The sequence below is a fragment of the Nocardia elegans NBRC 108235 genome (genome assembly GCF_001612845.1).
Taxonomy (GTDB): Bacteria; Actinomycetota; Actinomycetes; order Mycobacteriales; family Mycobacteriaceae; genus Nocardia; species Nocardia nova.
On sequence record NZ_BDBF01000020.1, the window covers coordinates 1 to 21,503 of the forward strand.

The window sequence follows — 21,503 nt, forward strand, 5'->3', positions numbered from 1 at the left end:
CTGCGCTGCCGCCTCCGGGCTACCACCATTAGGCTGCCGGATATGGCTAGTGCAGCACAATGGCTCGAAGGCGCCCGCCCGCGGACGCTGCCCAATGCGATCGCCCCGGTCCTCGTCGGCACCGGCGCGGCCGCGTCGCTGGATGCCGCGGTGTGGTGGAAGGCCCTGTTGAGCCTGCTGGTTTCGCTGGCTCTGATCATCGGCGTCAACTACGCCAACGACTATTCCGACGGCATTCGCGGCACCGACGACGAGCGCGTGGGCCCGCTGCGACTGGTCGGTTCCGGTCTGGCGAGTCCGGCCGCGGTGCGCGGCGCGGCGATCGCCTGCCTGAGCGTGGGCGCGATCTTCGGGTTGATCCTGGTGATCACCACCGCGTGGTGGCTGCTGCTGATCGGCGCGGCCTGTCTGGCCGGCGCCTGGTTCTACACCGGCGGCAGTAAACCCTACGGCTACAGCGGTTTCGGTGAGATCGCCGTCTTCGTCTTCTTCGGCTTGGTCGCGGTGCTGGGCACCGAATTCGTCCAGTCCGAGCGGCTCGACTGGGCCGGACTGGTCGGCGCGATCGCGGTCGGCGCGTTCTCCAGCGCGGTGCTGGTCACCAACAATCTGCGCGACATCCCCACCGATTCGGTGACCGGCAAGACCACCCTCGCCGTCAAACTGGGCGACACCCGCACCCGCACACTGCATCTGGTGCTGATGGTGGTGCCGTTCGTGGCCTCGCTGCTGCTGGTGCTGCGCACCCCGTGGGCCCTGGTGGGCCTGCTCGCGATACCGCTCGCCGTCCGATCCAACGCCCCGGTGCGCGGTGGGCAGCAGGGACCGGGATTGATCCCCTCACTGCGCGATACCGGCTTGGCGATGCTGGGCTGGTCCCTGCTCACCGCACTGGCGCTCGGCCTCGGCTGACGAACGGCCGCACCGCAGCGTCAGTCCCGGCCGCCCTCGGGAACCAAGACGCCGAGCACCCAGTTGACGAGGGTCACGATGACGGCACCGAAGATCGCCGCCCAGAACCCGTCGACTCGCAGCCCGTAATCGGTGGTTTCGGTGATCTTGGCGGTCAGCCACAGCATGAGGGCGTTGATCACCAGCAGGAACAGCCCCAGCGTGACGATCACCAGCGGTAGCGACAGCAATTTCACGATCGGCTTGATCAGCGCGTTGACCAGTCCGAAGACGATCGCGACGCAGACCACGACGAGAATCTTGCCGCCGGTGCCCGCATCGGGCGGATCCTTCAATTCGATACCGCCGACCCAGGCCGCCGCGAGCCAGATCGCGAGGGCGTTGATCGCCAAACGGAGCAGAAGTGCCATGCCGCAATGCTAACGGCGGACGGGGCGGGTTACCGGTCACGCGCTGCGACCCCTCCCCGCCCCCGACGGAGGGTGCGCTCGCCCCTCACGCCGCGCGGTCGAGCATCTCCTGGACCGCGCCGCGCACCCGTTCCATCCCTTCGTTCCCGCCCAGCAATTCTCGCGTGGTCGGGTTGGGTGCGCGCAGAATGCCGAGCAGCACATGCCCCGCCTCGATGCGATCGTCACCGCGGGAGATCGCCTCGCGCAGTGACAATTCCAGCGCCTTCTTGGCCTCGCGAGTGAAAGGGATGTGACCGAAGCTCATTCCGCCGCCGAACCGGAAACGCCCGCGACCCTTGTCCGGAACGGGTACGGCCTCGTCGAAGGCGCCCTCGCCGAAGGTGGCCTGCACACTGTCTCGCACCGCGTCCAGATCGATGCCGATCGACTTCAACGCGGCCGCGTCCTCCTCACCCAGCGGTTCCTCCGTCCGCGTCCGGCTCGGCAGCGCGCGCCGAATAGCTTCGGCGGTGATGCCGTTGTCCTCCAGCACTTGTCGCAATTGATCGTCGGCGCAGGTCGCGAGCCCCAGCAACAGATGTTCGACATCGATACTGGGCGAACGCAATTCACGCGCTTCCTCCTGCGCGTCCACGACGGCGGAGCGCGCCGCCTTGGCAAATCTCTCGAACATCAGCGGATTCCGCCTTTCCGGTTGTACTTCTGATGGACCGCCTGCCGACTGACCTCGAGCGCCTCGGCGATGGCTTGCCAGGACCACCCCTGCTTACGGGCATTGGCCACCTGGATCGCCTCGAGCCGCTCGAGCAATCGCCGCAGCGCGAGCACCGCCCGCAGCCCGACCTGGGGGTCGGGACTGCCCGCGGCGGCCGCCAGCGTTGTCGCTTCACTCATGTACGTCAATTTACGTTGACATCGCGGGCGCGTCAATCAAAATTGACATCAGGCATGTTCACCTGCGGCGAACGGTGAGGAAGCGATTCCGCGGCTCAGGCGGTCCAGATACCCGTGGCGGCGAATTCGTCGAGAATCGCGTGCGAATCGGTGAGGTCCAGCCCCTGCCCCGCGACCCACTCGTCGTTGAAATACGTTCCGGCATAACGGTCTCCGCCGTCGCACAGCAACGTCACCACGCTGCCCTCGCGGCCGGCGGCGATCATCTCGGCGATGAGGGCGAACGCACCCCACAGATTGGTTCCGGTGGACCCGCCCACCCGCCTGCCGAGCACGTCACTGGCGTGGCGGCAGGCGGCGATCGAGGCGGCGTCGGGTACCTCGATCATCCGGTCGACCACATCGCCGATGAACGAAGGTTCCACCCGCGGGCGGCCGATTCCCTCGATCCGCGACGGCATACCGGTCTGATATCCCGAGTCGGCGACCTCATATCCGCCGTAGAACGCCGAATTCTCCGGATCGACCACGGCCAGCCGGGTGGCGTGGCGCCGATAGCGGATATACCGGCCGATGGTCGCACTGGTACCGCCGGTGCCCGCACCGACCACCACCCAGTCCGGCACCGGGTGGGTCTCCAAAATCATTTGCTGATAGATGGATTCGGCGATGTTGTTGTTACCGCGCCAGTCGGTGGCCCGTTCGGCGTAGGTGAACTGGTCCATGTAGTGGCCGTCGGACTCGGCGGCCAGGCGCACGGCCTCGGTGTAGATATCGGGCGCGCGGTCGACGAAATGGCATCGGCCGCCCTGCGCCTCGATGAGGGCGATCTTCTCCGGCGAGGTCTTCGTCGGCACCACCGACACGAAGTCCAGGCCGAGCAGTTTCGCGAAATAGGCCTCGCTGATCGCCGTCGATCCCGAGGACGCCTCGACGATGGTCGTCCCCTCGCGCACCCAGCCGTTGCAGATCGCGTAGAGGAACAGCGAACGCGCCAGCCGATGTTTCAAGCTGCCGGTCGGATGCGTGGACTCGTCCTTGAGATACAGCCGCACACCCCACTCGGGCGGCAGCGGATACCGCAGCAGATGGGTGTCGGCACTGCGCTGCGCATCGGCCTCGATCAGCCGCACCGCATTGTCGACCCACTCCCGTGAAGTACTGCGATCGCAGTACTTCACCGCAGTACCCGCTCGCTCACTGCGCCTCCCGTGCCATGCGGGACACCCGCACCCGGTCGGCGCAGCGAGCCGCTACGCGATTGTCGCTCACTGCGCCTCCTGTGCCATGCGGGACACCCGCACCCGGTCGGCGCAGCGAGCCGCTACGCGATTGTCGCTCACTGCGCCTCCTCGCCGCGCAGGCGAGCTCGCAGGTTCGCTTTGTCGTTGCGGCGCTTCTCGTCGACCGCCGCGATGTCCTCGTTCACGCGCGCCCGCAGCCGCTTGAACAGCACCAGCGACAGCGGCATCGCCACGACCAACGCGAACAGCAGCGCGACGATCAGCGGGATGTCGACGTTCACCACGTGCGCCACCACCAGGATGATGGCGGCGATCACGGCGACCAGAGCCAGCCGGGCCAGGGTGTACAGCGCCAGATTGCGCGCGAGCCGCCGACCCGCCGAGGCCGGGGCCCGATCGCTCGCGGCGTCGTCGGATCGGGATGCTTCACTCACACGACCAGGGTAGGCGACGCCGCCGCACCCGTTCCGACCTGCCCGGGTCCCACCGAATTCGATCGCCGGATATTCGCCGAGGCAACGAACCCAGCCGTACGTATATCCGTTTTGTCTATTACTTCCCCTTTACCAACGTTAGATCGTTCGAACACCTGGGGGTCCGGGTGCAACGATGTCGCTATCTGATGAGGGATCTGTCGATTACGGAAAGGTTTGCGAATGACTGCGATCACCGCGGCGAGCCGCACGTTGGGTTCCGTCAACGGCCAGGAGGCCCTCCTGACCCCGGGCCAGGTGGCGGCGCTGTTCCACGTCGATCCGAAAACGGTCACTCGATGGGCACATGCCGGGCGGCTGGGTTCGCTGCGCACCCCGGGCGGACATCGCCGCTTCCGTGAGTCCGAAGTAATGCAGCTGCTGAAGTCGCTGACCACCGAGGCAACCCGCCCCTGAGCCGACAGGACCGCCCATTCCGGCGGTCACAGTGCGACAGGTACGCGCACGGGATTACCCTCGATGTCAGGAGGTGAGCGACGTGGCGTACCTGTTGGCACTCATCGCGGTCGTGGCTGTCGCGGTGCTGTGCTGGAAAGCGTTCGGACCGGAGCATGCGCCCCGGATCGGCATCGGACGAGGACCCGAGAAGAGACGTCGAGTCGTGGGTCCCGATGACGATCCCGAATTCCTGTGGCGGATCTCCCGCCAACATCGCGACGGCGATTCCGGCTCGGATCACTGACGCGCATATCGTCACCTCGGGTGATGTGCCCTGAGGCGGGCTCAGCCGATGGGGCCGGCTGCGGCCAGCGCCGCCGAGACCGAATCGGCGCACGCGGGCAGTAGCGGCAGGCGCACGTGTGCGCTCGGTATACGGCCCTGCGCCGCGAGCACCCCTTTCACCACGGTCGGATTGGCCTCGGCGAACAGTGCCCGCGCCAGCTCGACCAACCGGTTGCCGATTTTGCGTGCCGCCTCGATCCGTCCGTCCCGCCAGGCCGCGATCAACTCCGTATAGGCCGCGGGCGCCACATTCGAGCAGGTCAGAATAGCGCCCTGAGCGCCCATCGCCAGCAGCGGCGCCGCGTACAGATCATCGCCGCACAACACCGTCGTCCGGTCGCCGACCGCAGCCAGCCACGCGACCGTGGTCTCGTCGACGACGCCGACTGCGTGTTTGAAGCCCGCGACATTCGGCAGTTCGGCCAGTTCCGTCAAGATCTCCGTATCGAGCGGCCGGCCCGTGCGATGCGGGACGTTGTAGATCAGCAGCGGCACCGGGCTTCGCTGCGCGAGCCGCCGGAAGTGTTCCACCACGCCGCGCTGCGAGGGTTTCGTGTAGTACGGCACCACCGTCAGCGCCGCCGCGACGCGCTCGTCCAGCGCGGCCAATGCGCACTCGGAATCGGCGGTCGAATTCGAGCCGGTACCCACGATCAGCGGCACGTCACGCTCGGCGCAGACCTGGGCGCAGATGTCGACGACCCGGGCCTTCTCCTCCGCCGTCAGGGTGGCCGGTTCACCGGTGGTACCCAGGGCGACGAGGCCGGAGGCGCCCGCATCGAGGACCTCGTGCGCGAGCCGGGCCAGTGCGTCGCAGGCCAGCTCGCCGTCCGCCGTGAACGGCGTGACGAGTGGAACGAAGAGACCGCTGAACGTCATGCCACCTACCCTCGTCGAGGCGTTGATTCAGGTCCAGTTCACAAATCTTCTTTCGAGCTTAAGCTGAACTTATGCTCGATGTTCGCCGCCTACGGCTACTGCGGGAATTGGCCCATCGCCGGACGATTGCTGCGGTCGCCGAGGCCATGTCCTACACCCCGTCGGCGGTATCCCAGCAGCTCACCGCGCTGGAACGCGAGGCAGGAGTCACGCTACTGGAACGCAGCGGTCGCCGCGTCACCCTCACCGCGGCGGCGTGCCGCCTCGTGGAACACACCGAAGCGGTCCTCGCGATCCTGGAACAGGCGGAGGCCGAACTGGCTACCGCCGAGCTCACCGGCGCCCTGCACATCGGAGCCTTCCCCACCGCCGTGCAGCGGATCCTGCCGCATGCGCTGGTCTCGCTCAGCCGGGCTCATCCGCGCTTGGAACTGCATGTGACGGAACTCGATCCGGCAGCCGTGCCCGCGGCACTGCGTGCCGGCACCCTGGATATCGCGCTCATCCAGGAATACGACTACGTGCCCGCCGAACCGGAGGCCGGCCTGGACACCGAACCGTTCCTGGAGGAACCGGTCTATCTGGCCGCCCGCACCACCCAGCCGCTGTCCGCCTACCGCGATGCGGCATGGATCTCCGGAACACCCGGCACCCTCTGCCACACCATGACCGTAAGAGCTTGCGAGGCAGCGGGTTTCGTTCCCCATATCCGCCACCGCTCCGACGATTTCGGCACCGTCCTCGCCCTGGTCGCCGCCGGGCAGGGTGTCGCGTTCATCCCCCAGCTCGCCATTCCCCTCCATCCCGAAACCGACACCACCCCGGTCGAATTGACCCCGCTCCCCATTCGCCGCCGCACCCGGATCGCCTACCGCGCCGGCACCCGCACCCATCCCACGATCTCCGCCGCCCGCACCGCGCTGCACGCCACCACCGGGACGATCCCCCCGGTGGAAGATCTCACCTGAAGCCGGCCGCCACGTCAGAGGCTCCGGCCGTCCACCACATCGCGGAGTTCTTCCGGCTCCCAATAATCCCGCACGCCCGGAAGTTCGGACAGGTAGCGCAGGATGCGGTCCGGCGGCCAGCCGTGGGATTCGCCGAGACCGCCGGCCAGCATGCCGAGGTAGCGTGCGGACGGTTTGGTCAGGTCGCTGGTCAGCGGGCTGCCCGGGGAGGTGAAGGTCAGGACCGGAATGCCGTCCACGTCGTCGACGTGCCACAGGGTCTCGTAGCGGCCGTCGCCGAGTTGGACGTAACGCCGGCGAACCACCTCGGACGGATCGAAGTCGGGGCCGTCCCCGGGCTGGCGGTGCATCTCCTGGGCCATCAGATCGCTGAACTGGCCGACGGTCAACAGGTAGCCACGCGCGGCCGCGCCGGCCGGCCAGTCCGAAGGCGGCCGGTGGGCGTAGAACGCGACGCCACCGCTCCACACCGGGCTCTGACCGGCGAAATAGACGCATCCGGGCAGTGACAGCGGCCGGTTCCGCGCGGGCGGCGTGGGATCCCGGAAACCCCCGTAGAGACGCGGGGTGCCCGGCGGGTTGCCACCCGCCCGGTAGTAGGTGAACCGCTTCTCGAACAAATTGGATCCGTAAGCGGCGTACCAGACGAGCTCCGCGGTCATCGGAGCTCGTATCCGTCCGGAGTGCGCACATGCCCGACCCTACGGGAGGACACCGCCCGGCCGTCGGCACCTGCCGGCCGCCGAACTCATTCCCGCAGGTCCTCGATTCGCCGGCGCAAGTGATCGAGTAATTTCTCAGGATCGTCGAATTCCGCGGGATCGATCGGCGGGCCGAAGTGAATGCGCACCCGCTGGCGGCGGTCGAACGCGGGGCCGTCGCCGCGGGTGCGGCGCATCGGCAGCACGCGGTCGGTCCCCGTGGTGCCCACCGGGATGATCGGAACTCCGCTCGCCAGCGCCAGTTTCGCCACTCCCGGTTTGTACGGTTCACTTTCGCCCGGTGCGACCAGTCGCCCTTCCGGATAGATGATCAGCACGCCGCCGTGCCGCAGAATCTGTTCCGCCTGCGCCATCGCCGACTGGCCGGACGCACTGTCGCGCCGCACCACCGGAATATGCCCCAGGCGCCGCACCAGCCACCCGACCACCGGCCACGACCACAGCTCGGCCATCGCGATGGCAATCGCCCTGCGCCGCAACGCTCCCCACAGGAATACCGCGTCCAGCATCGAGATGTGATTGCTCGCCACGATCACCGGCCCCGACTTCGGCACCAGCTCTCGCCCCGTCACGGTGACGCGCACGACATTCGACCACGCCAGCGTGCGCAGAATCCGCCGCACGAACTGCGTGGTAAGCCATGCCCGCTTACCCAACCCCTTGGGCCGGCGCCCGGATTGCTCGTTCATTTCCACCCCCCGATTCCAACGAACGGAGTCGATTCTCCCACGGGGCACCGACATGTTCGGGCCCCGCTGTCGTGCCCTGGCGGCGACCGGCTACCGGTGGCGTGTGCGCGATCAATTCAGCCTCACGCCATCAGCACCGCGTCCGCCTCACTATCGTGAACGAGTGAGTATCAGCGCGAACGATGATCCGCGCGGCACGAGCGCGGGAGATCGGCGGCGGGCGGAGCTGCGCGACTATCTGCGCAGCCGCCGGGAACGGCTCACGCCCGCCGAGGTGGGCCTGCCGGAGGCCGGGCGGAGGCGCACTCCCGGGTTGCGGCGCGAAGAGGTCGCCGTGCTGGCCGGGGTTGGCGTGTCCTGGTACACGTGGCTCGAACAGGGGCGCGATATCAAGGTCTCGGGAGAGGTGCTCGACGCGGTGGCCCGCGCGCTGCTGCTCGACGAGGCCGAGCGCGCACATCTGTATCGCCTCTCCGGTCTCAATCCGCCGCAGCGCGAGGCCGCGCCGTCGGTTCCGGCGTCTGCGCAGATGCAGGCCCTGCTCGACGCATGGGCTCCGCGTCCGGGATACATCAGGGACCGGCACTGGAATTTCACCGCCGTCAACGATGCCGCGCGCCGCGTATTCGGTTACGGCGACACCGATCACAACTGCCTGGTGTCCTACTTCACCAATGCCCGCTACCGCGTCCTGCATCAGCAGTGGTCGGAGAATGCGCCGGGCGTGGCGGCCGGCTTCCGCGCCGACTCCGCCCGTTATCCCGACGATCCCGAATTCGGCCGCATCGCAACCGATCTCGCCCAGGTCAGCCCGGAGTTCGCCGAACTGTGGGCGCGCCACGACGCCGCCGAACACAGCGTCGCGGTGAAGGCCATCGAACATCCCGACGTGGGCTTGCTGATCTTCGACGCCACGCTGTTCCCGGTGCCCGACCACCCCGGCCACCACCTGATCCTGCACAACCCGCGCCCCGGCACCGACACCGCCGAACGCCTGGAACGGCTGTTGCAGCCTGGTGGTGCCACACCCAGGATGAGCTGACACTGCCTCCTCGACTTCAACGCGCCGAGGATCGTTGTCATGAGCACTACACAGATGCAGGCGATCACCATCCCCGAATTCGGTCCCGCGGAAGTGCTGCGACCGGCCACCGTCGACATCCCGGAACCCGGTCCGGGCCAGGTTTCCATCGACGTCGCCTATGCGGGAGCCAACTTCGCCGAGGTGCTGTACCGGCAGGGCATCGTCGGTGTGCCGTTGCCGTTCGTGCCGGGTATCGAGGTTTCGGGCCGGATCCGCGCGGTCGGCCCGGATGTGACGGACCTGACGGTCGGCCGGCCGGTCGCGGCGCTGACCATCGTCGACAGTGGCGGTTACGCCGAGGTGGTCGTCACCTCCGCGGCCTTGGTCGCACCGCTGGACGGCCTCGACCTGAGCCTGGACCTCGCGGCGGCGCTGCCGTCCAACAGCACCACCGCCTTTCTCGTCCTCGATCGCGTGGCGCGCATCGAACCCGGCGAGAGTGTGCTGGTGCACGCGGCAGCGGGCGGCGTCGGCAGCCAACTCGGCCAGGCCGCGCGGTTGCTCGGCGCGGGCCGGGTGGTCGGCACCGTCGGCAGCGCCGAGAAGATCGAGGTAGCCAGATCTTTCGGCTACGACGAGGTGATCCTTCGCGAGAACATGTCCAGTGCAGGGGAATTCGACATCGTGGTCGATATGGTCGGCGGCCCGGCCCGCCGCGCGAGCCTGGACCGACTTCGTCCGCTGGGCCGAATGATCGTGATGGGCAACACGTCCGGCGCCGAGGACGTCGGAGTCTCGGCGAACGAGCTGTGGTTCACCAACAAGACGGTCTCCGGATTCAATCTCGCCGCCTTCGCCGCCGCCTACCCCGCCGAAGCGGGAGCCGCCCTGCGGCGGGCAGTCGAAGCAGCCGCTCGTGGCGCACTTCGCGTCCAGGTCGAGTCCCTGCGGTTCGACCAGGTTGTCGAGGCACACCGTCGCCTCGAATCAGGAACGAGCACAGGCAAGTTGGTGTTGGCGACGGCGAAGGGATGACGGCCGCGGCCGGGGAAGCGCTCCCGTTTGCGGTCTCGGCGCCCGGGTACTGCTGAGAAGCCGCACACCGGAATCCATTCGGCCCGGAAGCTCGCGGCACAGGAGGAGTGATCATGAACTTGTTGCTGGCTGCCGCCCACACCGATCCGGAAGCGGCCGGATTCATCCTGCGCGGTGTCAAAGGAATCTTCGTCGCCATCGGCAGCATCATCGCCGCGTTCATCTGCGCCGCCATCGCCGCAACCAAGGGCCGCAACCCGTTCGGGTGGGGGCTACTGGGCCTGTTCTTCAGCATCCTGACCCTCATCGTGGTCGTCGTCATTCCCAGCAAGAAATCCTGACCGTTCGATTCGCATGACGTCGGAGGTAATGGACTCCAATCGCCCGCACGGGCAGAGTCGGAACGGTGAATGATGCCGCGCTCACCCGCACCGTCGTCGAAGATCTGCTGGCCCGCATGGCCGCCGGCGATCCGGAGAACATCGCCGCGTTGTACGCCCCGACGAACGACTGGAAACTGAACTGGCCGGAAGACGAGCACGGTCGCGTCGCCACCCCGTGGATCACACACCGCTCCACCCGCGCCGACGCGGCCGCGCATTTCCGCGCCATCGCCGAGCACCATATTCCCGAAGAGGTCGATACGGTGGTCGAGCGAATTCTCGTCGACGGCCCGGATGCGGTGGTACTGGGCGAAATTCGCCAGACCGCGCGCGCGACCCGTCGCCCCTATCGCGCCCGCTTCGCCCTCCACCTGACGGTCGAGAACGGCCTGATCACCCGTCACCACGTCTACGAGGACAGTCTTGCCGTCGCCCGGGCGTTCGATCCGGAGTGACGGAACCCCTGAACTTTTCGTGCAAACCTCGCCGTTTTCCGTAAATCTCGCGGAGGTTTGCACGAAAAGTTCGGCCCCGGATTTGTGCTAGAGACCAGCGCCGATCCACGCCGCGAATCCCAGCAACCCCTCGGACTGACGGCGCTGCGCGGCAGCGATGCCGTACACGGTTTCGCGCACCGAAGGATGCAGTCGCGTCTGCTGCGGCGCCGTGGCGCGGGCTTTGTTGAGCGCCGCCAGCGCTCGATCCGGCTTGCCGGACATCAACCACGCCCGCGCATTGTCCTGCCAATGATGACCGAGGCGGGTAGGCGGCGCACCCGTCGGCGCAGCTAGTTGCGCGCCGTCGATCGCCGCCCTGTTCGGGTCGCCCGCTTCGAGCTCTACTGCGTGAGCATGTATGTCTACGTTCAGCGGACCGAACGCGGTCATGTACAGGTCGGTCTCGCCGGTGTGAGCTGCCAGTTCACGTGCGGCACCGATATGGTCCAGCGCCCGTGCGTAATTCAACGAGCGCGCCTCGTTGATCGCGCCGGCGAGATGTGAGTAGCCGGCCAGCACCATCCCGGTATGTGAATCATCCGCCGCGTCCAGCGCCGAATCGATCAGCCGCGCGGCGACTTCCGACTCGCCGTAGTGCGTGAGCGCGCGAGCGCGAGCCAGTACCGAGAACGCCGCGTACTTCGAGTCGTCGGCCAGCGGGGCATAGGTATCCGCCAGATCCAATGCCGGAAGGGCGAGCATCATATGCCCGGTGCGGCGTACCGACCATTCCGCCAGGACGTAGGCCGCGGTCAGCAGGGTGTATGCCCGCGCACGCTCATCACCGTTCAGATCTCGCACCGCGCCGTGCAGACGGCGAATCAGGTCCGGCAGTACCTCGATCGTTTGACGCGTCCGATCGCCCCGGTAGAGCCGTTGCGCCGCAGTCAGTTCCGAATCCAGCTGGACCAGCGAGCCCGGCTCCGCTGCTCGCGCGTAGCGGCCCTCGGTGAGCAGTACCGATAGCCCGTTCACCGCGTCCGACAACGGCTTTCCGTCGTCGTACGGAGCCCCCGTGAGCTGTTCGGGCGTAATGTGCAACGCCCTGGACACCGCCGCGATGAACCCGGGCGACGCGACCTCTCGCCCCTGCTCGACCGCCTTCACCATCGACAGCGAATAGTTCGCGCGCGCCGCCAACTGGCGCTGCCCCAAACCGGCAATCTTGCGCTCGGATGCGATCCGCCGCCCCACGTGTTCGCCCATGCTCCGAGAGTAGATCGATACCGCCGCCCTGTCCCTTCACTGGTCCTCGGGGCTCCTACCTGCGCCGAATCTGACATACACAGACAGGAGGGGTAGGGATGAGAACACGTCCGACAGCGCTGGCCTGGATCGATCCGGAGGTCAGCACCGCACCGAATTGGGATGCGGCACAGGTGAAACGGCTCGCCCGCCACCTCGGCTACGCGCTGGTCTGGCCGGTTCCGCATCCGACGATTCCGTTGATCGACCAGATCCGCACTGCCGACGTGGACGCGATCGTCATGCCCACACCCGCCCATCTCGACGCCCGCACCCTCGACCTGGTCATGCACCTCGCAGACGTCGAAACCGCCTGCCCTCGACTGTCTTTCGCACGATGGAACGCCTCCGGAGCCCGGGCGTGAATCCGGCCGAGCGCGCCGTCCTGCGCACGCTCGCGCCGGGCGGTCTCCTCACCACCGCTCAACCGCAACGAGCCACAGCTCACACCACGCGAAGCATCCGCAACGCGCTGGCTCGCCTGCACCCGCGCGGCCTGATCGTCCCGAGCCGGGACCGCTGTCGATGGCAGCTGAGCCCGCGCGGTCGCGCCGTCGCGGCAACGATCCGGTGATGGGCCTGCTGATCGCCGGGGGAATTCCGACGACCGTACTTCTCTGGGCCGCATACTGGCCGACCTGTACGGGCGAAATCTTGTTCCGGCCGAGGCGTTCGTACTCGGCGGACGATCTCCACCGCATCGACGACGACGACGGCGGCGACAACGACGACGGCATCGAACGTCGCGCAGGTCGGCATGAACACCGGTCCACCTCGCACGTCCGCGGAGAGCCTGCGACGCCGTGACCGCCCGCGCCCACCGGCGAATGTCAACGGCGCGGCGCGAGAGGAGGCAGTGCCCCACCCGCTGGGCGGCTCAGACCCACAGAAGTGGGGCACCGGTTCATCCCCTAGCAACGGAGGCCGACGTATCCGCTCCCCATGGAGGGCAACCTCCGCGCACACACGGTAACCGGTACACCCCCTCCGGTTAGGTCGCATTAATGCGATTGCAATGAATCGTTACCTACCCGTCGCGGCTGACCCATAACCCCGCGGGTACGGCAGATTTCGATGTCTACGCAGGTTCACAGGGTTTTGTCCGGGTCGACTCCGCGGTTTCGACGTCCAGCGCGAAGGTCGCAAGATTGCGCAACAGGAGCGGGCAAAGCCGCAAGACCTCGCAACTGCGTGCGCCGGCGCCTTACCCTGCGGCGGCGAGTGCGGCGGCCATGCGGTCCAGCAGAAGTTGCCGCTCTTGCCTGGTGGGGGCGAGTTCGGCGGCTCGTTCCAACTCGGCGGCGGCGTCGTGATGCCGGCCGAGCCGGGTGAGGAAATCGCCGCGGACCGCGCCGAGCAGGTGGTATCGAGCCATCCGCCGGTCGGCGAGCAGCGGCTCGGTCGCGGCCAGTGCGGCTTCCGGGCCGTCGACGTGGAGAAGCGCGACCGCCCGGTTCATCTCGACCACGGGAGACGCGGTGAGCTGGGCGAGAGCGTCGTAGAGAGCGAGGATGGCGACCCAGTCGGTATCACCGAAGGCGGCGGCGCGGGCATGACATGCGGAGATCGCCGCCTGCAGCGAATACGGCCCGAGCGGACGCCCCAGATCGAAGGCACGGTCGAGCATGCCGAGACCGTGTTCGATCAGCGTGCGGTCCCAGCGGCGGCGGTCCTGATGCTCGAGTTGGACCGGAATGCCGTTGTCGTCGACGCGGGTGCGAAATCTCGACGCCTGCAGTTCCATGAGCGCCGCGAGGCCGAACACCTCGGGTTCCGCCGGGAGCAGGCCGGCCAGGACCCGTCCCATCCGCATGGCCTCGGTCGCGAGGTCGGCACGGACGACGCTCTCGCCGGAGGAGGCCGAATATCCCTCGTTGAAGATCAGATACAGGACCTCGAGCACCGCGCGCAGACGCTCGGGCAGTTCCCCGGCCGAGGGCGCCTCGATCGGCACCCGCGCCTCCGCGAGCGTGCGCTTGGCGCGCGAAATGCGCTGACCGATGGTCGCCGAGGGACAGAGGAACGCACGAGCGATCTCCTCGGTGGTCAGGCCGCCGAACAACCGCAGGGTGAGCGCCACCCGCGACTCGGGCGAGAGCACCGGATGGCAGGTGGTGAAGACCATGGTGAGCAGATCGTCCGGAATGGGGGTGAGCGCCTCGGCGCTCACGTCCGGCAGTTCGCCATCCTGCCCGGCGAGCAGGAGCGGCGCCTTCTTACGCGCCGTCTCCTCCCGCCGGGCACGGTCGATCGCCTTGTGCCACGCGGTGCTCATCAACCATGCGCCGGGTCTGGCCGGAACGCCCTCGGCGGGCCACTGCTCCAGGGCGGCCACGAAGGTCTCGGATGCCAGATCCTCGGCGATGTCGAGGTCCCCGATGCGGCGGGCGAGCGTGGCGATCAGCTGAGGAGCCTCGATCCGCCACAGCGCCTCGACCGATTCGCGCAGTTCCATCCGGTCGGCCGGGTTCAGTCCGAGGGCCGGTGCTGCAGCTGCTCGCTGCGGGCCAGGGTCTCGGCGTCGACGGTCTCGGCGAAGTCGTCCATATCGAAGAGCGGGCGAATCTCCAGAACCTGGGAATCACCGTAGGACGGATCGAACGGGCAGCGCTTGGCCCACTCGACGGCCTCCGCCAGCGAGCTGACCTCCCAAATCCAGTATCCCGCAATGACTTCCTTGGATTCGGTGAACGGGCCGTCCACCACCGATGTCCCGGACGTCGAGAAGGCGACCCTCGCCCCGGTGCTGCTCGGTTGAAGGCCCTCGCCGCCGAGCATGATGCCGGCCTTCACCAACTTCTCGTTGAAGGCCTGCATCTTTTCGAACATCTCCTGGGTCGGCTGCCCCTTGCCCTCATCGGCGGCATCGCCCTTGGTCATCACCATCACGCGCATGACGAAACCTCTTTCTCAGTTGGTGCCGGCCACGCGGCGCAGCAGGTCGGCGATGTATGCGGGATCGACAGCGTCGCCCTCGCGGAAGTCGACAGCCTTGCGGTCGCCGGAGCCCAGCGAACGAAGCACCCCGGGCACCGGCTCGATGTCCTGTGCGCCGAAAACCATGAACGAGACCTTAGCCGCGGCCACGTGCAACACCGCGACGTTCGTCCCGTCGACCGTGAAATGTGGCTTGCCGTACTGGAATACCTCCACCACACCCGGCAGGGTGCTGTGCACGGTCTCGCGCAGGCTCGTGCAGATTCCGGTCTGCCAGTCCTTCTTACCGTCGATGTACGCGGTGACGTGGGTGTTCATCTCGTTCTCCCCTCTGTGGCCGGGCCGGCCGGTCCGGCTCTCGACAACTCCTTCGTGCGACCGTCCGGCATTTCGACACGGAAGGAGAAACTTTTTTTCTTCCGGGGAGCCCTTGGTCACGGCGGCACCGACGTTCGGCCCTACCGGCGCGACGGGTGAGATGAATACGGTCGAGGCACGAGCGGCGCCGGGAGTCGCATCCGCGGCGATCACGGCGGCTGTTCCTCAGCGAAGGCAAGCCGATGACGGACACGCGCGAATCTCATCTCAGCCAGTCCGACCTGTTCTCGTGGAGTATGGAGCGCGACGCGATCCTGCGCTCGACGATCGTCTCGGTCGTGATGCTCGACGCGGAGCCGGACTGGGAACGCCTGGTGCAGGCCATCGATCGCGGCACCCGGGTGGCCCCCCGCTTCCGGGATCGGCTGGTCGCCCTGCCTGCCGGTCTCGCGCCACCACGCTGGGAAGCCGACCCCGATTTCGACCTGTCCTGGCATATGCGGCGGGTCGCCCTGCCGGCCGCGGTCGACCGCACGGCGGTATTCGAATTCGCCCGCGTCGAGGCCATGACGGCCTTCGACCCGGTCCGCCCGCTGTGGCAGGTGACCGTGCTCGGCGATGTGACCGGTGGCGGCAGCGCGCTGGTGCTCAAGGTGCATCACTGCCTGACCGACGGATTGGGCGGCATCCAATTGGCCAACGAGATCGTCGATTTCACCCGGGCCGGCGGCGAACCTCGTCCGGATCCCCAGCCGGCCCCGGAGAGCCGCGGTGGGCTGGCCGACATCGTCGGATGGAATTGGGCGGTGGGGTCAGAGTTGCTGCGCGGCGGTCTCGCGCATGTGCTGCCGCTGGCCCGGCATGCCCTCACTCACCCGCTGGGCACCGTGCGCGACGGGGTGGGGCTGGCCGTCTCGATCGGCAAGCTGGCGCGACCGGTGGTCGACACCCTCTCCCCCGTGATGACGAAACGTGGTCTGTCACGGCACCTTTCGACTCTCGACGTTCCACTCGAACCGCTGCGCCGCGCCGCGCACACGGTCGGCTGCACCCTCAACGACGCCTTCCTGGCAGGCGTGGTCATCGGGCTGCACCGCTATCACGAACTGCACGAAACGGAGGTCGAGCGACTGCGGGTCACCATGCCGGTCAGCGTGCGCAAGGACACCGATCCGATCGGCGGAAATCGCATCACCCTGGTGAGATTCGCGCTGCCGGCCGGCATCACCGACCCGGCCTCCCTGATGCCCGTGCTCGACGCGATGGTCGTCGGCTGGCGGCACGAACCGGCGATCCCCTATTCGGCCGCCGTCGCCGCCACGCTCAACCGGCTACCGGTCGCCATCGTCACCGCGATGCTCAAGCACGTGGATTTCGTCGCCTCGGACGTCCCCGGCTCCCCCGTGCCGATCTACATCGCCGGCGCCGCCGTCGAGCGGATGTACGCCTTCGGCCCCACCATCGGCACGGCGTTCAACGTCACGCTCATCTCCCATACCGATACCTGCTGCGTGGGCATCAACGCCGATACGGCCGCGGTACCGGACGTGGAAACCTTCACCGACTGCCTAGCCGAAGGCTTCCACGCCGTCCTCGAACTCGGTGAAACTAGTTGAGTCCCGCGTACGAGTGCAACCCGCTCACCACGATGTTGATGATGAAGACTGTTCTTGGCATTTGCATTGGTGGGCTGGCAATGGCTCCGTGGGCCTGACCTGGCTATTTGGATTCGCAACGTTGGCTCAGTATGGCACCGCTGAGCCGCGTTGCGTACTCACTGCGTACCGAGCATGAGGGAGCGCACTACCTCTTCATTACGAGTCGAATGCGTTGTGTCCGCTCTGGTCTCGCGGACGTCCGTAGGCCTACGCAAGCTGCCGAAACGGTTCCGCGGAAGTCTCAGTGTGTCCGAGGTGGTCTGCAGGCCATGTGACACGTGCGTGACAACTTCCACGAGTACAGCTGCACCACGTCTGCTGTCCGAGCCTCTCATTACGAGGGTCCGGACGGGACGCTGACCAGGTGAGACAACGGGTGACTGTCGTCTGTAGGTGGCGGTGGTGACGGCTCCGAAGTCGTCGCTGTTGTCGTCGGGGCTGTCGTCATCGTTCGAAGGCGGGCAGCGCCTCGATGACCGATTTCCCGTCATCTACTGCAGAATCCGCCGACACGGTAACGGAAGACGTGGGGCCGATCGATGCCTCGATGTACTTGCTCGACAACAAGACAGAGGAAGTCAGTCATTGGTTGACATGTCAGAAGCAGAAGAGCGGCAAATCCGCGAGTATGTGAACAGCCAGTCTCGTGATGATGAGGCAGAACTGGTGCAGAAGATTGGGTCTCGGCGGATGCTGGGTCGCGTCCATGACATTTATGATGTACATTGCAAAAATTCACGTTGGTGGGTAATAACAGATCCGACGAATTTATACTCTCAAGAAGATTTTCCACAGGCCGAGCAAGCGTTAATTTTTCATCTCGGCCTCGGCCTTTTCTTGACAGAGCGCTCGCGTGCCGAAATGGACGAAAACGAGGAGGAGCACGTCTCACCCTCGTGGCGTCGTTTTCGGCAGGCATTGGAAACAATGGATACAGCTTCCGAATCGGAAGACTTCCAGTCGGTAGGAATAAAATGCAGAGATGCGTTGATATCGCTGGCGAAGTCTAATATGGATGCCGACTGGGTTGGCGATATCGAGAACCCCCCAAAGGCCGCTGATTTCAAGGGGTGGGCAGACATATTCGCAGAACGCTTGACCACCGAGCGGCGGGTTAGGGCGTACGTGAAAGCGTTGGTTGAAAAGACTTGGGACCTCACTGTCTGGCTTCAGCACTACAGCAATGCCACCCCAAGAGATGCCGATCTCGTGCTTAATGCAACTTCGCATCTAATAGGCACCTTTGGAACTCTAATACATCGTCTCACCGTCGGCGAACCTGAGCGGTGTCCTCGATGTGAGTCATATCGTATCGAGGATGACCTTGTAACTGATATGGAAAAAGGCGGCTTCTTCGAGGCTTCTGTATGTGCGATGTGCGGTTGGCGATCGGAGGAAGTCTTTGTTTCCTTTGACGACCACTTCGAAGGTGCCGACATAGAGGGCTATCTTTCGGGGCCCGGAATGGGTGTGTCGGATCGCCTTAACAGGAAAAGAACCCAAGACGGGTAGTGGCCTCCACACTGGGAGCGGAGGGTCGCAGGTTCAAATCCTGTCATCCCGACCATCGGATCAGGGCATAGCCCCTGGTCAGCTCGGTATCCGTGTGCGTCGTCGCGTCGGGCTGATGTCCGAATTTCACTGCTGCTGACCGCCGTTCGCCTACAGCTGTTGCACGTAGATTGCACGGCAGGTATGGCGCTTCCAGCGGATAGGGTGTCTATCCGCCCCTGACTACTTTCCCCCGGCCTTCCTCATACATGCCGCCCTCAGCGGAAGGCAGCCGGGTCAAGGGCGCTCTTTCCCTTGACGCGGTTGGCTGGAGCGAGACAATCCGGCTATGAGGAGGCAGGGGGACTCCCGGCGTGATCCACTTCGGGTCCGCGGGGGTTCGTCGTTTCTGGAGTTCGGGCGTGTCAAGACTCGTCCACGTGAGGAGCGATACGCTGGCTCCAGCTAGATGTCAGCAACGGCGATCTTGATGCGGTCGATGATGGCTCGCAGCGCGAGAATCTTCTCATCCTGATCCTTTACGCGGGCGTTGAGTCGGTCGATCGTTTCGCGTAAGGAGCGCAGCTCTTGTTCCTTTGTGACTGCAGCTCCGAGGAGGACCAAGCCAACAAGATTTGCGGGAGAGGCTGACTCCGGAGGCCCAACCAGAGCCTTCTCGAGCCAACTTCCAAGTGGAGTGTCGGGCCGGTAGACCACGGTCCACATGTGCTGTTCTGGGGCGCAGCCGGCGATGGGCACCTTCAAGCCGAGTCCCTTGAGTTTCGTCCGGATTTCGGCAACCGTTGTCGGGCCCAGCCGCCAGGCATAGACGTAATCGCGGAGTTCGCCCCAGTTGATGGGCACGGCCCCCCCGGCCATATCGACTTTCTCGGCCAGTTGTTCAAATTTTCCGTCGATCTCGGGCATTGACCGTCCTCTATTGACCGTGCAACAAGCGTCTGATCGCATCATCCCATGATCTTGGTTTGGGTCCCGGCGGATCTCTGGTCGTAAGGTTTGGCGCGAGCAGGTCTGTATGGGGTGACCCACAGCCGGTTGCCTGGGCTGGGTACCGGCGGATTCGGCCTTGGCTGCGGGAGGTCAAGTCGGGGACGGCAGGCGTCGCGCCCAGCACTGCCTCGTTGATGAAAGTGGTCAGATAGGAATGGCCGGCGTTCTACCACGTCGCCAGAGCGGCGCCGACGCGCCCGACGCGCCCGCTTGCCGCAGCTTGCGTAGGCGGGCGGTTGCGCGGCGCCGCGTGGCGGCGCCGCTAGGCGGCGCGAAGCGCCGCCCTTGATCCTCTATAGCCAAATTCGGCAACGACCCATGCAGGTGAGTGCATTTGCTCGCCGAAACAGCCTGTGCGCGGACAGACTTGGAGCATGGCTGAGCTTGCGCTGACGGCGGACCGTCGTGAAGAACTGGCCGGGTTGTTGGGCGACGAAGAACGGTTGCGGGCCGAGTATCCGAAGGTGGCGGAATACCTCGACACCGCGCCGATGCTGCCAGGGACGGGCGACGAACGGGCCGACGCCGCGTTCGATTTGCGGCTCGTGCACTACATGACGGGCGGGCCGTCGACTAGCGCTAATCCCTACTGGGACATCGTCGGGCCATCGGTATCCGAACGTGACGGGCGCCGGGTCGTCGATGGTGGCCGGCCCCAAGGAAGCGCGCGGCTGGGATTCGCGCAGACCATCTTGCAGGCCGCCTACGCCTACGCGATTCCGTCGCCGGAGACCGTGGCTTGGATGCATCAATTCTGCAATGGGCGTTCGGTGGTCGAGCTCGGAGCTGGCCGCGGCTACTGGGCTGCGCAGTTGGCGAGCGCAGGTTTGGATGTTGCGGCGTATGACTCGGAGCCGCCGGACCGGTCCGAGAACCCGTCGTTCACTCGGGCCGAAGGCCAAGCGGATGTCTGGTCGAGCGTTGGTGATCTCGGGCAGTTCGCTGCGCGGTCAGTCGGCAGTGCCGATGAGGTTCTGTTCCTGTGTTGGCCTCCCGGTTGGGGCAACACGATGGCATCGGACGCGCTGGCCGCCTTCGAGGCGAACGGCGGTCGCCGGTTGGTCTACATCGGTGAGCCGAAGGGCGGAAAGACGGGCGATGACGCCTTTTTCGATGCGCTGGACTCGCGATGGAAGATCGAATCAGAGGATTCGAAATTCGTCTCTTGGTGGAATCTCGCGGATCGAGCTCAGGGCTGGGTCCGTCAATAAAAGAACCGCCGGTCATCCATAGTCGGATGACCGGCGGTCGCGCAGAGCTCTAGTTCTCGGTAGCCGATTCCAATTCCGGTTTCAAATTCATGCGGAAAACAAACGCGTAATAGCGATCCCTTGGATAAGACACATCCGAGACCATAATTACTCGGCCTGTCGCGGTGATGTAGCGCTGGTGGACGGTCTTCACAAGGTCACCGGGGGTGGTCTTCAACCACTCCGCGTGTGACGGTACCGGGATGCTGTCTGCGACTGTTTCCTCGAGTGTGGCAGCGTCGGAGGTGTCCGCTACGTCGACGGGCTGGTAGCTGTCGGACACGGAGATAGGCCGGCCGTCTTCGCTGGCGCGAGTGACGACGTGGGTGATCTCTTCGCCGACTGCTACGCCGAGAGCATCGGCCAATGCTTCTGTGGCCTGGACCTTCTCCGTTGTCCGGTCGATCTGGACCGTACTCTCGGACTCGTTCGCGAACGTCACTTCGGGGTCCTCCATCTGCCGCTCGGGCGAGATACGGATCAGGTTCGGTCGGTCCGACACGAACACGCCGCGCCTGCGTACAGACCGAACAAGTCCTTGCCCCTGAAGCAGCTCAAGCGCCTTCCTGACGACGATGTCGGAGACGTTGTTGCGGGCGGCGATTTCCGAATAGCTCGGCAGCTGAGTTCCGGGCGGCAATTCTCCGCCGCGAATTCGGCGAGCATATTCGCCTGCGATGGAAACGTAGGCTGGTTCCGCCATGAGGCTCATCCCT

The 21,503-nt window shown here is 65.9% G+C and carries 28 protein-coding genes; 14 read left to right on the forward strand and 14 right to left on the reverse strand.

The genetic code is table 11. The features are described 5' to 3' along the window. The first annotated feature begins 42 nt into the window (after positions 1-42). On the forward strand, positions 43-912 hold the full coding sequence (locus NE2_RS15775) for a 1,4-dihydroxy-2-naphthoate polyprenyltransferase (protein ID WP_063026860.1): 870 nt from the start codon (positions 43-45) through the stop codon (positions 910-912). 20 nt (positions 913-932) lie between these two features. Here the strand turns inward: NE2_RS15775 and NE2_RS15780 are convergent, their stop codons facing one another. The 5 genes from NE2_RS15780 to NE2_RS15800 form a co-directional block, all read right to left on the reverse strand. Beyond that, positions 933-1,322, reverse strand: coding sequence for a phage holin family protein (locus NE2_RS15780; protein WP_039781154.1), 390 nt, complete (start codon positions 1,320-1,322; stop codon positions 933-935). An 85-nt stretch (positions 1,323-1,407) separates the two neighbouring features. Further along, positions 1,408-1,998 (reverse strand): Clp protease N-terminal domain-containing protein, encoded by a 591-nt coding sequence (locus NE2_RS15785; RefSeq protein WP_063026862.1) that lies wholly within the window; start codon positions 1,996-1,998, stop codon positions 1,408-1,410. Continuing rightward, complete coding sequence (locus NE2_RS15790) at positions 1,998-2,219, reverse strand: helix-turn-helix domain-containing protein (RefSeq protein ID WP_030516234.1); 222 nt, start codon at positions 2,217-2,219, stop codon at positions 1,998-2,000. The genes NE2_RS15785 and NE2_RS15790 overlap by 1 nt, the downstream gene beginning before the upstream one ends. Positions 2,220-2,314: 95 nt before the next feature. Then, positions 2,315-3,400: an L-cysteine desulfhydrase Cds1 gene (gene cds1, locus NE2_RS15795; protein ID WP_063026864.1), complete on the reverse strand. Its 1,086-nt coding sequence runs from the start codon at positions 3,398-3,400 to the stop codon at positions 2,315-2,317. A gap of 158 nt (positions 3,401-3,558) precedes the next feature. Continuing rightward, a complete protein-coding gene (locus tag NE2_RS15800) occupies positions 3,559-3,897 on the reverse strand; it encodes a DUF4229 domain-containing protein (protein ID WP_030516232.1) in 339 nt (112 codons plus the stop codon). A gap of 222 nt (positions 3,898-4,119) precedes the next feature. On the opposite strand from NE2_RS15800, the gene NE2_RS15805 reads away from it, so the two are divergent. Continuing rightward, a complete protein-coding gene (locus NE2_RS15805; RefSeq protein WP_051025198.1) occupies positions 4,120-4,353 on the forward strand; it encodes a BldC family transcriptional regulator in 234 nt (77 codons plus the stop codon). Between the two features lie 82 nt (positions 4,354-4,435). Continuing rightward, the gene (locus tag NE2_RS15810; protein WP_063027011.1) at positions 4,436-4,639 is read left to right on the forward strand and encodes a hypothetical protein; all 204 of its coding nucleotides are present in this window, start codon (positions 4,436-4,438) and stop codon (positions 4,637-4,639) included. A 41-nt stretch (positions 4,640-4,680) separates the two neighbouring features. Here the strand turns inward: NE2_RS15810 and dapA are convergent, their stop codons facing one another. Continuing rightward, positions 4,681-5,559, reverse strand: coding sequence for a 4-hydroxy-tetrahydrodipicolinate synthase (dapA, locus tag NE2_RS15815; RefSeq protein ID WP_063026866.1), 879 nt, complete (start codon positions 5,557-5,559; stop codon positions 4,681-4,683). A 71-nt stretch (positions 5,560-5,630) separates the two neighbouring features. Here dapA and NE2_RS15820 point away from each other — a divergent pair, with 71 nt between their 5' ends. Beyond that, positions 5,631-6,527 carry a LysR family transcriptional regulator gene (locus NE2_RS15820; protein WP_063026868.1) on the forward strand — a complete coding sequence of 299 codons (897 nt, stop codon included), beginning with the start codon at positions 5,631-5,633 and terminating at the stop codon, positions 6,525-6,527. 14 nt (positions 6,528-6,541) lie between these two features. Here the strand turns inward: NE2_RS15820 and NE2_RS15825 are convergent, their stop codons facing one another. Both NE2_RS15825 and NE2_RS15830 read right to left on the reverse strand, forming a co-directional pair. After that, positions 6,542-7,189, reverse strand: coding sequence for a hypothetical protein (locus tag NE2_RS15825; protein WP_063026870.1), 648 nt, complete (start codon positions 7,187-7,189; stop codon positions 6,542-6,544). An 86-nt stretch (positions 7,190-7,275) separates the two neighbouring features. After that, a complete protein-coding gene (locus NE2_RS15830) occupies positions 7,276-7,938 on the reverse strand; it encodes a lysophospholipid acyltransferase family protein (protein ID WP_063026872.1) in 663 nt (220 codons plus the stop codon). Between the two features lie 163 nt (positions 7,939-8,101). On the opposite strand from NE2_RS15830, the gene NE2_RS15835 reads away from it, so the two are divergent. The 4 genes from NE2_RS15835 (at position 8,102) to NE2_RS15850 (ending at position 10,835) form a co-directional block, all read left to right on the forward strand. Beyond that, positions 8,102-8,980 (forward strand): helix-turn-helix transcriptional regulator, encoded by an 879-nt coding sequence (locus NE2_RS15835; protein ID WP_233429795.1) that lies wholly within the window; start codon positions 8,102-8,104, stop codon positions 8,978-8,980. 39 nt (positions 8,981-9,019) lie between these two features. Then, on the forward strand, positions 9,020-9,997 hold the full coding sequence (locus NE2_RS15840) for a quinone oxidoreductase family protein (protein ID WP_063026875.1): 978 nt from the start codon (positions 9,020-9,022) through the stop codon (positions 9,995-9,997). A gap of 113 nt (positions 9,998-10,110) precedes the next feature. Next, positions 10,111-10,338 (forward strand): deoxyribodipyrimidine photolyase, encoded by a 228-nt coding sequence (locus NE2_RS15845; protein WP_233429796.1) that lies wholly within the window; start codon positions 10,111-10,113, stop codon positions 10,336-10,338. A gap of 65 nt (positions 10,339-10,403) precedes the next feature. After that, a complete protein-coding gene (locus NE2_RS15850; RefSeq protein WP_084494083.1) occupies positions 10,404-10,835 on the forward strand; it encodes a nuclear transport factor 2 family protein in 432 nt (143 codons plus the stop codon). An 87-nt stretch (positions 10,836-10,922) separates the two neighbouring features. Here NE2_RS15850 and NE2_RS15855 read toward each other — a convergent pair whose 3' ends face one another. Next, positions 10,923-12,083, reverse strand: a complete 1,161-nt coding sequence (locus NE2_RS15855; protein ID WP_063026879.1) for a helix-turn-helix domain-containing protein — start codon at positions 12,081-12,083, stop codon at positions 10,923-10,925. Positions 12,084-12,181: 98 nt separating this feature from the next. On the opposite strand from NE2_RS15855, the gene NE2_RS15860 reads away from it, so the two are divergent. From NE2_RS15860 to NE2_RS15870, 3 genes are read left to right on the forward strand one after another with little or no spacing between them, the layout of a single operon-like run. Then, the gene (locus tag NE2_RS15860) at positions 12,182-12,487 is read left to right on the forward strand and encodes a hypothetical protein (protein WP_063026881.1); all 306 of its coding nucleotides are present in this window, start codon (positions 12,182-12,184) and stop codon (positions 12,485-12,487) included. Beyond that, complete coding sequence (locus tag NE2_RS15865; protein ID WP_146165304.1) at positions 12,484-12,696, forward strand: hypothetical protein; 213 nt, start codon at positions 12,484-12,486, stop codon at positions 12,694-12,696. Before NE2_RS15860 ends, NE2_RS15865 begins: the two co-directional genes overlap by 4 nt. Beyond that, entirely contained in the window at positions 12,696-12,929 is a 234-nt protein-coding gene (locus NE2_RS15870) for a hypothetical protein (protein ID WP_063026884.1), read from the forward strand. The genes NE2_RS15865 and NE2_RS15870 overlap by 1 nt, the downstream gene beginning before the upstream one ends. 397 nt (positions 12,930-13,326) lie before the next feature. Here the strand turns inward: NE2_RS15870 and NE2_RS15875 are convergent, their stop codons facing one another. From NE2_RS15875 to NE2_RS15885, 3 genes are read right to left on the reverse strand one after another with little or no spacing between them, the layout of a single operon-like run. After that, positions 13,327-14,577 carry an RNA polymerase sigma factor gene (locus NE2_RS15875; RefSeq protein WP_063026887.1) on the reverse strand — a complete coding sequence of 417 codons (1,251 nt, stop codon included), beginning with the start codon at positions 14,575-14,577 and terminating at the stop codon, positions 13,327-13,329. A gap of 14 nt (positions 14,578-14,591) precedes the next feature. Then, on the reverse strand, positions 14,592-15,017 hold the full coding sequence (locus tag NE2_RS15880) for a YciI family protein (RefSeq protein WP_063026889.1): 426 nt from the start codon (positions 15,015-15,017) through the stop codon (positions 14,592-14,594). 15 nt (positions 15,018-15,032) lie between these two features. Then, entirely contained in the window at positions 15,033-15,377 is a 345-nt protein-coding gene (locus NE2_RS15885; RefSeq protein ID WP_063026891.1) for a DUF1801 domain-containing protein, read from the reverse strand. 242 nt (positions 15,378-15,619) lie between these two features. Here NE2_RS15885 and NE2_RS15890 point away from each other — a divergent pair, with 242 nt between their 5' ends. Both NE2_RS15890 and NE2_RS35715 read left to right on the forward strand, forming a co-directional pair. Further along, positions 15,620-16,993 carry a wax ester/triacylglycerol synthase domain-containing protein gene (locus tag NE2_RS15890; RefSeq protein ID WP_063026893.1) on the forward strand — a complete coding sequence of 458 codons (1,374 nt, stop codon included), beginning with the start codon at positions 15,620-15,622 and terminating at the stop codon, positions 16,991-16,993. Between the two features lie 627 nt (positions 16,994-17,620). Continuing rightward, a complete protein-coding gene (locus tag NE2_RS35715) occupies positions 17,621-18,547 on the forward strand; it encodes a hypothetical protein (RefSeq protein WP_146165305.1) in 927 nt (308 codons plus the stop codon). A gap of 444 nt (positions 18,548-18,991) precedes the next feature. On the opposite strand, the gene NE2_RS15895 is transcribed toward NE2_RS35715, so the two are convergent. Beyond that, a complete protein-coding gene (locus tag NE2_RS15895) occupies positions 18,992-19,453 on the reverse strand; it encodes a hypothetical protein (protein WP_063026895.1) in 462 nt (153 codons plus the stop codon). A gap of 458 nt (positions 19,454-19,911) precedes the next feature. Between NE2_RS15895 and NE2_RS15900 the strand changes: the two genes are divergently transcribed. Next, on the forward strand, positions 19,912-20,748 hold the full coding sequence (locus NE2_RS15900; protein WP_063026897.1) for a hypothetical protein: 837 nt from the start codon (positions 19,912-19,914) through the stop codon (positions 20,746-20,748). A 49-nt stretch (positions 20,749-20,797) separates the two neighbouring features. Here NE2_RS15900 and NE2_RS15905 read toward each other — a convergent pair whose 3' ends face one another. Continuing rightward, complete coding sequence (locus NE2_RS15905; protein ID WP_063027017.1) at positions 20,798-21,490, reverse strand: GntR family transcriptional regulator; 693 nt, start codon at positions 21,488-21,490, stop codon at positions 20,798-20,800. Positions 21,491-21,503 lie beyond the last annotated feature (13 nt).